Origin of the sequence: Enterobacter sp. MALB-1 (assembly GCF_041021625.1) — a bacterium.
Taxonomy (GTDB): Bacteria; Pseudomonadota; Gammaproteobacteria; order Enterobacterales; family Enterobacteriaceae; genus Enterobacter; species Enterobacter oligotrophicus.
The window spans coordinates 2,827,708-2,840,531 of the sequence record NZ_JBDPJL010000001.1 but is presented as its reverse complement, the minus strand read 5'-3'; the positions used below and the strand labels follow the sequence as shown (position 1 = coordinate 2,840,531).

Sequence of the window (12,824 nt, the reverse complement as noted above, 5' to 3'; positions counted from 1 at the left end):
GATGGGAAGTGGATGGCATGAATGGCCGCTGATGATCTTCACGGTCTTTGGGCAGTGCGTCGCGGGTGGCTTTATTGTGCTCGCCCTGGCGCTGTTAAAAGGCAATCTGAATGCCGAACAGCAGCAGCGTCTGGTGTTAAGCATGTTTGGCCTGTGGGTGCTGATGGGGATTGGCTTTATTGCTTCTACGCTGCACCTCGGTTCACCAATGCGTGCGTTTAATTCCCTGAACCGCGTCGGTGCCTCTTCGCTCAGTAACGAGATTGCCAGCGGGGCGATCTTCTTTGCCGTCGGCGGGCTGGGATGGCTGCTGGCTGCGCTGAAGAAATTGCCTGCGGGCCTGCGCACCCTGTGGCTGATCGTGACGATGGTGCTGGGCGTGGTATTCGTGTGGATGATGGTACGCGTCTACAACACCATCGACACCGTCCCCACCTGGTACAGCGTCTGGACGCCGATGAGCTTCTTCCTGACCCTGTTTATCGGCGGGCCGCTGTTGGGCTACCTGCTACTGCGCGTGGCGGGTGTTGATGGCTGGGCGATGCGCTTGTTGCCAGCGGTTTCACTGCTGGCGCTGGTGGTGAGCGCGATGGTTGCTCTGATGCAGGGCGCTGAACTGGCAACCATTCATAGCTCTGTTCAGCAGGCATCTGCGCTGGTGCCGGATTACGGTGCGTTGATGGCGTGGCGTATCGTTCTGCTGGTAGCGGCGTTGGTGTTCTGGATCGCGCCTCAGCTCAAAGGATATCAGCCTGCGCTGCCGTTGTTGTCACTGGCCTTTGTGCTGATGCTGGCGGGCGAACTGATTGGCCGTGGTGTGTTCTACGGGCTGCATATGACCGTGGGCATGGCCGTCGCCAGTTAACACGTTTTTTGTTATATCAAGCCGGGACTGTGTGCCCGGCTTTTCTTTTTTCATTCATGAAATTTTTCGACTGTCGTTTGGTTTTAATTCTCGCCATAAATAAATAAAAACAGATACATAATTAATATCTATAGCCAGTATTGCATTAGCAGGATAAGTTTTTTAAATCGACAGGGAACATATTGTGCGAGGCGGCTAAATCAGTGGATTGACTTTGTTTTTGCCAGTGGCATGATGCGCACGAAATCTGAACTTCCTCACGGTTTTTAACCCATGACCACCTATACCCGGCCAGTGCTTTTGTTGCTCTGTGGCCTGCTTTTGTTGACCCTGGCGATCGCAGTGTTAAACACGCTCGTCCCGCTGTGGCTCGCCCATGAAAACTTACCGACCTGGCAGGTGGGTATGGTTAGCTCGTCGTTTTTTACCGGCAACCTGCTGGGTACGCTATTAACAGGAAGCCTGATTAAGCGTTTTGGCTTTAACCGTAGCTATTATCTGGCATCGCTGATTTTCGCCGCCGGATGTGCCGGGTTAGGGCTGATGGTTGGCTTCTGGAGCTGGATGGCTTGGCGATTTATTGCTGGCGTGGGCTGCGCGATGATCTGGGTAGTGGTGGAAAGTGCGCTGATGTGCAGCGGTACATCGCGCAACCGCGGACGCCTGCTTGCAGCTTATATGATGGTCTATTACGTCGGGACCGTGCTGGGCCAGTTGATGGTCAGCAAACTGCCAACCGATTTGATGAGCGTCCTGCCGTGGGTTACGGGCATGGTGCTGGCTGCGATCCTGCCGCTGCTGTTTACGCGCATCGTAAACCAGAGCAGCGAACACCAGGAGGTGACCCACGTCTGGCCGATGCTGAGGCTCCGACAGGCGCGTCTGGGTGTTAATGGCTGCATTATCTCCGGAATTGTGCTCGGCTCGCTCTATGGCCTGATGCCGCTCTACCTGAATCATCAGGGCGTGAGTGATTCCGGGATTGGTTTCTGGATGGCGGTGATGGTCAGCGCCGGGATTGTCGGGCAGTGGCCAATTGGCCGTCTGGCGGATCGTTTTGGACGCCTGCTGGTGCTGCGCGTTCAGGTATTCGTAGTGATAATGGGTTGTCTTGCCATGCTCAGCAACGCGGCTATGGCACCAGCATTGTTTATTTTAGGCGCAGCGGGCTTTACGCTCTATCCGGTTGCAATGGCCTGGGCCTGTGAGAAAGTGGAGCATCACCAGCTGGTGGCGATGAACCAGGCGTTGCTGCTGAGTTATACCATCGGCAGTTTACTGGGGCCGACATTTACCGCCATGCTTATGCAGAATTATTCCGACAATTTGCTGTTTATTATGATTGCCAGCGTGTCGTTTATTTATCTCTTAATGTTGCTGCGCAAGGTGGGCGAACATCCAACGCCTGTGGCTCATGCCTGATTAAATAAAAGCCTGTCGATGACAGGCTTTTTTGTCCCCATCACATCTAAGAGTTTTACTTATTGTTTGTTTATTGCGCCAGGTGATAATTCAATTGAGTTCTATCACTAAAAGGCAGCAATCATGTCACTACGTCGTTTTTCCACTACCGCGCTGGCAGTAGTGTTGTCTTTAACGTTTGCAACGGCTCCGGTTATGGCGAATCCTGGAAACGGGAATGGTCACGGCAATAGCGGCAATCATGGCAACGGGAATTCCGCTAACCATGGTAATAAAAATAACGGTAATCAAAACCCAGGCAAATCGAATAAAAGCGTAAGTGACGATGTTGAAGCCCGCGTGAGCTTCGACCATGCCCGTCATCTGGCATTGAATTACGGTTTAACAGGCTATGACTCATTGCCCCCAGGTATTGCGAAGAACCTGGCTCGCGGTAAGCCACTGCCTCCGGGGATTGCGAAAAAGACTGTGCCAGCATCAATGCTTGGTCAACTGCCTTCTTATCCAGGTTATGAATGGCGAGTGGTGGGAGATGACCTGGTCTTAATTGCCCTCAGCACGGCGATTGTAACTACCATTATCAACGGTGTTTTCAAATAAAATTAAAAAAGCCCGGTGTCCTCACCGGGCTTTTTATTAATACATAACCTTGTGGCCGTACTGCTCAAGAATACCTTTCACGCGTTCCATCGTCTCTTTCTTCGGCGGCTTCACGCCATCGAGTTTGTACTCTTCGCCCATCGCCACCCATTTATGTTTACCCAGTTCGTGATAGGGCAGGAGTTCGATTTTCTCGACGTTGCCCATATCGCGGGTAAATTCCCCCAGGCGATGCGCTGAATCATCATCATCTGACCAGCCCGGTACGACGACATAGCGAATCCAGGTTTTGATGCCTTTCCCGGAGATGTATTTTGCGAACTCCAGGGTACGGTGATTGGAGACGCCAACCAGGTTCTGGTGGATCTCATCGTTCATCTGTTTGAGATCGAGCATCACCAGATCGGTCACTTCCAGCAGTTCGTCGATGACCGGGTCGTAGCGGCGCACAAAACCGTTGGTATCAAGACAGGTATGAATCCCTTCTTTACGACAGGCGCGGAACCAGTCACGCACGAATTCGGCCTGCAGAATGGCTTCGCCACCGGATGCCGTCACGCCGCCGCCGGATGCGTTCATAAAGTGGCGGTAGGTCACCACCTCTTTCATTAAATCTTCAACGGTGACTTCCTTACCGCCGTGCGTATCCCAGGTGTCACGGTTATGGCAGTACAGGCAGCGCATCAGGCAGCCCTGGAAAAAGGTAATAAAGCGGATGCCTGGGCCGTCGACAGTGCCACAGGATTCAAAGGAGTGAATGCGACCAATAATTGACATTGCGGTGATATCTCCGAATTTGGCCCATCCGGGGCCTATGTAGGTGCACAGCTCAAAGGCTATGTCGAGTCTGTTTTGGCTGTTATCCATTGAGTATAGATAGCGGACAAAAGAGACTGAGGCAGAGAGGGTGTTAAAAAGGCCCCACTTGCGTGGAGCCTTTATTGTACGCCTTTTAACGCGTGATTTCAGTCAAATCCAGTTACATGGACTGAGTGAAAGTACGGGTGATAACGTCCTGCTGCTGTTCTTTCGTCAGGGAGTTAAAACGTACTGCGTAGCCAGATACACGGATGGTCAGCTGAGGATATTTCTCAGGGTGTTCCATCGCGTCGAGCAGCATTTCACGGTTCATGACGTTCACGTTCAGGTGCTGACCACCTTCGATGGACGCTTCATGGTGGAAGTAACCATCCATCAGACCCGCGAGGTTGGTTTTACGCACTTCGTCGTCTTTACCCAGCGCGTTTGGCACGATAGAGAAGGTATAAGAGATACCATCTTTTGCGTAAGCAAACGGCAGTTTAGCAACGGAGGTCAGAGAGGCTACAGCACCTTTCTGGTCACGACCGTGCATTGGGTTAGCACCTGGGCCGAATGGCGCGCCAGCACGACGACCGTCTGGGGTGTTACCGGTTTTCTTACCATACACAACGTTAGAGGTGATGGTCAGAACAGACTGAGTCGGGATAGCGTTACGGTAGGTAGTGAGTTTCTGAATTTTCTTCATGAAACGTTCTACCAGGTCAACCGCCATGTCATCAACGCGAGCGTCGTTGTTACCAAACTGCGGGTATTCGCCTTCGATTTCGAAGTCTACAGCCAGGCCGTCTTCGTCACGAATTGGTTTAACTTTCGCATATTTGATTGCAGACAGGGAGTCAGCCGCAACGGACAGACCCGCGATACCACACGCCATGGTGCGAACGACGTCACGGTCGTGCAGCGCCATCAGAGAGGCTTCGTAGCTGTACTTGTCGTGCATGTAGTGGATAACGTTCAGCGCGGTCACGTACTGCTTAGCCAGCCAGTCCATGAAGTGGTCCATGCGCTCCATGACTTCGTCATAGTTCAGCACGTCGCCTTTGATTGGCTCAGATTTAGGACCAACCTGCATTTTCAGTTTTTCATCAACGCCGCCGTTGATTGCGTACAGCATGGTTTTCGCCAGGTTTGCACGCGCACCGAAGAACTGCATTTGTTTACCAACAACCATTGGGCTTACGCAGCAAGCGATAGCGTAGTCATCGTTGTTGAAGTCCGGACGCATCAGGTCATCGTTCTCGTACTGCAGAGAAGAGGTGTCGATGGACACTTTAGCGGCGAATTTCTTGAAGTTCAGAGGCAGTTTTTCAGACCACAGAACGGTGATGTTCGGCTCCGGAGAAGGACCCATGGTGTACAGGGTGTTCAGGAAGCGGAAGCTGTTTTTGGTTACCAGAGTACGGCCGTCTACGCCCATACCACCGATAGATTCTGTCGCCCAGATTGGGTCACCGGAGAACAACTCATCGTATTCTGGGGTACGCAGGAAACGAACCATACGCAGTTTCATGACCAGGTGGTCAATCATTTCCTGAGCGTCTTGCTCGGTGATTTTACCTGCTTTCAGGTCACGTTCGATGTACGCATCCAGGAAGGTGGATACGCGACCGAAGGACATTGCTGCACCGTTCTGAGACTTAACTGCGGCCAGGTAGCCGAAGTAGGTCCACTGGATAGCTTCCTGAGCGTTAGTCGCAGGACCAGAGATATCGCAGCCGTATTTCGCCGCCATCTCTTTGATCTGACCCAGTGCGCGGTGCTGTTCAGCGATTTCTTCACGCAGACGAATAGTGGCTTCCAGGTTTACGCCGTTTTCCAGATCGGACTGCAGGGATACGAACTGTGCGTATTTGTCTTTCATCAGGAAGTCGATACCGTACAGCGCAACGCGACGGTAGTCACCGATGATACGGCCACGGCCATACGCATCTGGCAGACCGGTCAGAACGCCGGATTTACGGCAGTTCAGAATGTCTTTGGTGTAAACATCGAATACGCCCTGGTTATGGGTTTTGCGGTATTCGGTGAAGATTTTTTTCAGCATTGGGTCCAGCTCGCGGTTATACGCTTTGCAGGAACCTTCAACCATTTTGATACCACCGAACGGGATGATTGCGCGTTTCAGTGGTGCTTCAGTCTGCAGACCAACGATTTTCTCAAGGGCTTTGTTGATGTAGCCAGCATCGTGAGAAGTGATGGTGGATGCAACGGAGGTGTCAAAATCAACTGGCGCGTGAGTGCGGTTTTCCAGTTTAACGCCTTCCATTACGTTGTCCCACAGCTTGGTGGTCGCGTCAGTTGCACCAGCCAGGAAGGATTCGTCACCTTCATACGGGGTATAGTTTTTCTGAATGAAGTCACGGACGTTGACTTCATTCTGCCAGTCACCTTTCGCAAAACCTTCCCAGGCTGTGGCTAACTTTTCATTAAGCTCGGACATGTAACACCTACCTTCTTAAGTGGATTTTTTATTTACTGCCTGAGACAACCATTAATGATGGTCGCCGCCACGCAGGTAAATGACCCAGTATGTCAACCCGACTAACAGACCCCCACCGATAATGTTCCCGATAGTGACTGGGATCAGGTTATCAGTAATGAAATTCATGATAGTCAGGTGAGAGAAACTTTCCGGGGTTGAACCGATAGCAGTCCAGAACTCCGGGCTCGCAAAGTTGCGAATTACAATACCCATCGGGATCATAAACATATTCGCAATACTGTGCTCAAAGCCGCTGGCAACAAACATCGCAACCGGCAGAACCATAATCATGGCTTTGTCCATCAGGCTACGACCCGAGTAGCTCATCCATACAGCCAGGCAGACCATCAGGTTTGCGAGGATGCCGAGAGCAACGGCTTCGATAAATGTGTGATGCATTTTGTGGTCAGCGGTTTGCAGGACGTTAAGCCCCCAGCCGCCGTTGGCGGTCATGTACTCGCCAGAGAGCCACATCAACAGAACAAAGAGCAGACAGCCAATCAGGTTGCCAACATAGACGTTAAGCCAGTTGCGCGCCAGTTGGCCCCAGGTAATTCTTCCGCTGGCTTTCGCCACCACAATCAGCACCGTAGAGGTGAAGAGGTCGGCACCGCAGATGACGCAGAGAATCAGACCCAGTGAGAAGCAGATACCGCCAATCAGTTTAGCTATGCCGAAAGGCATCGCGGCAGTACCGGTGGTGGCAGTAATGTAGAAGACGAAAGCGATTGAGATGAACACACCGGCTGTGATCGCCAGATAGAACGTCTTCATCGGGTGTTTCGTTGCTTTATAGACACCTGCTTCCTCGGCAACTTTCGCCATTGCAGCAGGGAGTAAAAGATCAAAAGGGTTGTCAGCTTTCACACTAACTCTCTCTTTATTAAGTCGGCGACGAGATACTAACAAAGCATTATAGAAGAGAAATTGATATAGATCATATCTCGCCTGGCTTATAGGCCCGCAATGCGTATGGTTTTACAGCAAGTGCGGAGTAAGTATTTGATTATCCGTATAAAAATAAATTTTAAAAGTTATGAAAAGAGTTGAATTATTTCGTTCGGCCTCCCGGAAAACAGTTAATTAATATGGAGTATTTACCATAAAAAGTAACAATAAAGCGTGGATAAATATTATTATATTTACCCATATTTAACTTTATTATTACAATCAACAGTCATTGCCGAAAAAATAAAAAACGGGGCAATGAAATTGCCCCGTAATATAGCTCAGACGATTGAATACGCCTACAGCCGCTAATGTTATATGCGCTTATTTTGACCAGTAAGCGGCTTTCGCTTTCTGTAATTTCTCATAAGCGTTAAGTAATGACTGATGCGCCGGGAAGGCTTTCAGATCGCTATCAACGGCCTGCAGGCCATAGAACGGCTCTTCACCACTCAGCGCCGCGCTGGCGGCTTCAACCGCGTCTGCACCGTACATACGAACAAATGCATTCAGGTACTGCAATGGCTCGCGATCGTCCTCCTGAGAAAGCAGGAGCAGAGTTTGCAGGCAACGGTAATAGTTGGTGCGCTCGGCAGAGAAGACCGACTGGTTGAACTCCATTGTCCACTCAGTCCAGGCCAGCGCCTGATCCAGATCGCCACCCGCCAGCGCCAGCATCGCTTTCAGTTCACCAATACGCAGGGTGTACCAGCCGTTATCTTTACCGGTCGCCAGACCCAGCAGCTCACGCACGCGGGTGAAGTCATCGTGGCCTTCATCGTCCAGCTGGGCGATCAGGTTCAGATAATCTTCTTTTTCCCACTCGCTGCCCGGCAGGGCCAGCAGCGTTTCACGCAGGTGTGCGCCCATGCTGTTGTTCGCCAGCCACAGGTCTTCCGCTGGATAGATATCCGACATGCCAGGAACGATAATGCGACACGCATAAACACCCAGGTGTTCGTAGTCAGCAATATAGACTTCCTGATCTTCGGCGTTGAAGATCGCCATCAGCGTCGCAAACTCTTCTTCGGTGGTGCCAGCAAAGCTCCAGTCCACGAACGGATAGTCCGCGTCCTGCTTGAACATATCCCAGGAGATCAAACCGCTGGAGTCGATAAAGTGGGTTTCGAGGTTGGTATGCTCGGCCACTTCTTCATCGTCAAACGTTGGTGGGGTGAACACGTCCAGATCTTTCAGGCTGCGGCCCTGCAGCAGTTCGGTGACGGTACGCTCCAGCGCCACGCCAAAGTCCGGGTGTGCGCCAAAGGAGGCGAAGCAGGTTCCGTTCGCCGGGTTGAACAGCACCACGCAGATAACCGGGTATTTACCGCCCAGTGAGCCGTCATAGGCAAAGATTGGGAAACCTTCTGCTTCCAGTTTAGCGATGGATTCCACCACGCCAGGATAGCGTGCCAGTACGTCGGCCGGAATTTCTGGCAGGCTGATGGATTCGGCAATAATGCGGTTTTTGATGTGGCGTTCGAAGACTTCAGACAGACCCTGCACGCGCGCTTCATTGCGGGTGTTACCAGCGGACATGCCGTTGGACACATACAGGTTGCCGACGATGTTCATCGGAATATACACGGTCTGCTCGTCAGACTGACGCGTGAAAGGCAGAGCGCAAATACCACGATCTTCGTTACCAGACTGCAGGTCGATCAGCATGCTGGCGGTCAGTTCATTTTCCGGGTCGTAGAACGCGCGCAGACGGGCATCAAGAATGCCTTCCGGCAGTTCGTCATCTTCCGTCAGCGGGAACCATTTTTCGTTTGGGTAGTGAACGAATGGACCGTTGGCGATGGTTTCGCCCAGCCAGAAGTCAGCAAAGAAATAGTTGGTCGACAGACGTTCAAAATACTCACCCAGCGCAGAGGCCAGTGCCGCTTTTTTAGTTGCGCCTTTACCGTTGGTAAAGCACAGCGCGCAGTCTTTATCGCGAATATGCACGGACCAGACGTGAGGCACCGGGTTCAGCCAGGAGGCTTCTTCAATATTAAAGCCCAGGTCGGTCAGTTTCTGCTGGAAGCGAGCGATGGAATCTTCCAGAGCGGCGTCTTTGCCGGGGATAAACGTTTGAGTCATGGCGTTCACTTTTATCGTACGTAAAGCGCGCAATGATACGGGTTTTGCGTGACGGGTGCTATCTCCGGCGAAAATAAATGGCTGGACTATGCTTAAAGACAGTAACCCACTGTTAAGGCGTAGAAAAATGAAAGCATTTGATCTCCAGCGGATGGCGTTTGACAAAGTTCCTCTTGAATTTTTAGGTGAGGTGGCGCTGCGTAGCCTTTATACCTTCGTGCTGGTGTTTCTGTTTCTCAAAATCACCGGACGCCGTGGCGTTCGGCAGATGTCCCTCTTTGAAGTGCTTATCATTCTGACGCTGGGTTCAGCGGCAGGGGATGTGGCGTTCTATGACGATGTGCCGATGGTGCCGGTTTTTATTGTCTTTGTTTCCCTCGCGTTGTTGTACCGGCTGGTGATGTGGCTGATGTCGAAAAGCGAAAAGCTGGAAGATCTGCTTGAAGGGAAACCGGTGGTGATTGTGGAAGACGGGCAACTGGCCTGGGAGAAAGTGCAAAGTGCCAATATGACGGAGTTCGAGTTCTTTATGGAACTGCGTCTCAACAGCGTTGAACAACTGGGGCAGGTGCGTCTGGCCATTATGGAAACGAACGGGCAAATCAGCGTCTACTACTATCCCGACGATGAGGTGAAGCCTGGGTTGTGCATCCTGCCGGATATGCTGGTGGAACGGTTTACGACCGTACCCGAAACCGAAGAGTATGCCTGTATCAAATGTAGTCATGTGGTTGCCATGCGGGCGGGTGATCATCAATTATGCCCTCGCTGTACGAATCCAGAATGGACGAAGGTTAGCCGGGCTATACGTGTTACCTGACAGCCATTTTGTCGGTTTTGTGACAGCGGAGCGGCAGAATGTATTGTGTGACGAAGGACACATTTCACCCGTCATAAGTTTTAGACATTGCGGCGCGTGTCACTGAATGATAAAACCGATATCCACAGTTATAACTTATTGCTTTTAGCGTGGTGAGGGGAAATGGCTCAAGTCTTTAATTTCAGTTCAGGTCCGGCAATGTTACCGGCGGATGTACTTAAACAGGCTCAACAGGAACTGTGTGACTGGAACGGTCTGGGTACGTCGGTGATGGAAATCAGCCACCGTGGTAAAGAGTTTATTCAGGTGGCAGAAGAGGCAGAAAAGGATTTTCGCGATCTGCTGAACATTCCCTCCAACTACAAAGTATTATTCTGCCACGGTGGTGGACGCGGTCAGTTTGCCGGTATCCCACTTAACCTGCTGGGCGACAAAACCACCGCCGATTACGTTGATGCAGGCTACTGGGCAGCCAGTGCGGTAAAAGAGGCGCACAAATACTGCACACCAAACGTTATTGATGCCAAAGTGACCATTGACGGTCTGCGCGCCGTTAAGCCAATGAGCGAGTGGCAGCTTTCCTCTGATGCCGCTTATCTGCACTATTGCCCGAACGAAACGATCGACGGCATCGCCATTCACGAAGAGCCAAACTTTGGTGAGAACGTGGTGGTGACCGCGGATCTCTCTTCTACCATTCTTTCCTCGCCTCTGGATGTCAGCCGTTACGGTGTGATTTATGCCGGTGCGCAGAAAAACATCGGTCCCGCAGGTTTGACCCTGGTCATCGTGCGTGAAGACCTGCTTGGTAAAGCGCATAAATCCTGCCCGTCGATTTTTGATTACACCGTGCTGAACGATAACGACTCAATGTTCAACACGCCGCCAACGTTCGCCTGGTATCTCTCCGGTCTGGTCTTCAAATGGCTGAAGCAAAAGGGCGGCGTGGCGCAGATGAACACCATCAATCAGCAAAAAGCGGAACTGCTGTACGGCGTGATTGATAAAAGCGACTTCTACCGTAACGATGTGGCGAAAGCTAACCGTTCCCGCATGAATGTGCCGTTCCAGCTGGCGGATAGCAACCTGGATAAAGTATTCCTGGAAGAGTCCTTCGCTGCGGGGCTGCACGCGCTGAAAGGCCACCGTGTAGTGGGCGGGATGCGCGCCTCTATTTATAACGCCATGCCGCTGGAAGGTGTTAAGGCACTGACCGATTTCATGATCGACTTCGAACGTCGTCACGGTTAATTGCGCTGTTTTTCACCCCCGTAGCATTGCTGCGGGGTTTTTATTATGTTGAGTTGAGAGTTAAGTTTCATGGAATCCCTGACGTTACAACCTATCGCGCGGGTAGATGGCACCATTAATCTGCCTGGTTCAAAAAGTGTCTCGAACCGCGCTCTGCTGCTGGCAGCTCTGGCAAACGGCACCACCGTCCTCACAAACCTGCTGGACAGCGATGACGTGCGCCATATGCTCAATGCACTGAAAGCGTTGGGCGTACATTACACACTCTCTGACGATCGTACCCGTTGTGAGGTGACCGGCAACGGCGGTGCGTTACGTTCCGGTGAAGCGCTGGAGCTGTTCCTGGGCAATGCAGGGACGGCGATGCGTCCGTTAGCCGCCGCGCTGTGCCTCGGCAGCAATAACATTGTGCTGACCGGTGAACCGCGTATGAAAGAGCGTCCGATCGGCCATCTGGTGGATGCTCTGCGTCAGGGGGGGGCTCAGATCGATTACCTGGAGCAGGAAAATTACCCGCCGCTGCGTCTGCGCGGTGGTTTTACTGGCGGTACGGTTGAGGTTGACGGCAGTGTCTCCAGTCAGTTCCTGACGGCACTGCTGATGACGGCACCGCTGGCTCCGCAGGATACAGTTATCACTATCAAAGGTGACCTGGTCTCTAAACCGTATATTGATATCACGCTGCACCTGATGAAAACTTTCGGCGTTGAGGTTGAAAACCAGGCTTATCAGCGTTTTGTGGTTCGCGGTGCGCAGCAGTACCAGTCTCCGGGCCACTACCTCGTTGAAGGTGATGCTTCATCCGCATCCTATTTCCTTGCCGCTGGCGCGATTAAAGGCGGTACGGTAAAAGTGACCGGCATTGGCCGCAACAGCGTACAGGGCGATATCCGCTTTGCTGACGTGCTGGAAAAAATGGGTGCCATTGTCACCTGGGGCGATGACTTCATCTCTTGTACCCGTGGCGAGCTGAACGCCATCGATATGGACATGAACCATATCCCGGATGCGGCAATGACCATTGCCACGGCGGCGCTGTTTGCCAAAGGCACCACCACGCTGCGTAACATCTATAACTGGCGCGTAAAAGAGACGGACCGCCTGTTCGCGATGGCCACCGAGCTGCGTAAAGTGGGTGCCGAGGTGGAAGAGGGCGAAGACTACATTCGCGTCACGCCTCCGGCGAAACTGCAGTTTGCGGAAATTGGCACCTACAACGATCACCGTATGGCGATGTGCTTCTCGCTGGTGGCGCTGTCCGACACACCGGTCACTATTCTCGATCCGAAGTGTACGGCGAAAACCTTCCCGGACTACTTCGAACAGCTGGCGCGCATTAGCACGCTGGCCTGATCGTTCTCTGCCGCATCATCCGGTGCGGCATTTCCTTACGCTTCCTGACGAACACTTCCGCCCATTTCTTCTACACTCTGCTTCAATCATTCCGTAATTTGCACGCAAGGGTAACAGTTGCGCACGTTGACGCGTATAATGCGCGGCGTTCATGTTAACGGTATGCCTTTATTAAG

The 12,824-nt window shown here is 52.1% G+C and carries 10 protein-coding genes; 6 read left to right on the top strand and 4 right to left on the bottom strand.

Translation table 11 applies throughout. From position 1 onward, the window contains the following. The first annotated feature begins 1 nt into the window (after nucleotide 1). From ABGB15_RS13630 to ABGB15_RS13620, 3 genes are all read left to right on the top strand, one after another. A complete protein-coding gene (locus ABGB15_RS13630; RefSeq protein WP_215723932.1) occupies nucleotides 2-865 on the top strand; it encodes a dimethyl sulfoxide reductase anchor subunit family protein in 864 nt (287 codons plus the stop codon). Nucleotides 866-1,138: 273 nt separating this feature from the next. After that, entirely contained in the window at nucleotides 1,139-2,287 is a 1,149-nt protein-coding gene (locus ABGB15_RS13625; protein ID WP_152084082.1) for an MFS transporter, read from the top strand. Nucleotides 2,288-2,410: 123 nt separating this feature from the next. Beyond that, a complete protein-coding gene (locus tag ABGB15_RS13620) occupies nucleotides 2,411-2,887 on the top strand; it encodes an anti-virulence regulator CigR family protein (protein ID WP_215723931.1) in 477 nt (158 codons plus the stop codon). Nucleotides 2,888-2,923: 36 nt separating this feature from the next. Here the strand turns inward: ABGB15_RS13620 and pflA are convergent, their stop codons facing one another. The 4 genes from pflA to ycaO form a co-directional block, all read right to left on the bottom strand. After that, on the bottom strand, nucleotides 2,924-3,664 hold the full coding sequence (pflA, locus tag ABGB15_RS13615; protein ID WP_137848949.1) for a pyruvate formate lyase 1-activating protein: 741 nt from the start codon (nucleotides 3,662-3,664) through the stop codon (nucleotides 2,924-2,926). A gap of 202 nt (nucleotides 3,665-3,866) precedes the next feature. After that, nucleotides 3,867-6,149, bottom strand: coding sequence for a formate C-acetyltransferase (pflB, locus tag ABGB15_RS13610; protein ID WP_152084084.1), 2,283 nt, complete (start codon nucleotides 6,147-6,149; stop codon nucleotides 3,867-3,869). 51 nt (nucleotides 6,150-6,200) lie between these two features. Further along, nucleotides 6,201-7,058: a formate transporter FocA gene (gene focA, locus ABGB15_RS13605; RefSeq protein WP_152084085.1), complete on the bottom strand. Its 858-nt coding sequence runs from the start codon at nucleotides 7,056-7,058 to the stop codon at nucleotides 6,201-6,203. Nucleotides 7,059-7,463: 405 nt separating this feature from the next. After that, nucleotides 7,464-9,224, bottom strand: a complete 1,761-nt coding sequence (gene ycaO, locus ABGB15_RS13600) for a 30S ribosomal protein S12 methylthiotransferase accessory factor YcaO (RefSeq protein WP_215723930.1) — start codon at nucleotides 9,222-9,224, stop codon at nucleotides 7,464-7,466. Nucleotides 9,225-9,351: 127 nt separating this feature from the next. On the opposite strand from ycaO, the gene ABGB15_RS13595 reads away from it, so the two are divergent. From ABGB15_RS13595 to aroA, 3 genes are all read left to right on the top strand, one after another. Further along, entirely contained in the window at nucleotides 9,352-10,044 is a 693-nt protein-coding gene (locus ABGB15_RS13595) for a DUF421 domain-containing protein (RefSeq protein ID WP_215723929.1), read from the top strand. A gap of 162 nt (nucleotides 10,045-10,206) precedes the next feature. After that, nucleotides 10,207-11,295 (top strand): 3-phosphoserine/phosphohydroxythreonine transaminase, encoded by a 1,089-nt coding sequence (gene serC, locus ABGB15_RS13590; RefSeq protein ID WP_215723928.1) that lies wholly within the window; start codon nucleotides 10,207-10,209, stop codon nucleotides 11,293-11,295. A 69-nt stretch (nucleotides 11,296-11,364) separates the two neighbouring features. Beyond that, the gene (gene aroA, locus ABGB15_RS13585; protein ID WP_215723927.1) at nucleotides 11,365-12,648 is read left to right on the top strand and encodes a 3-phosphoshikimate 1-carboxyvinyltransferase; all 1,284 of its coding nucleotides are present in this window, start codon (nucleotides 11,365-11,367) and stop codon (nucleotides 12,646-12,648) included. The last annotated feature ends 176 nt before the right edge of the window (nucleotides 12,649-12,824 follow it).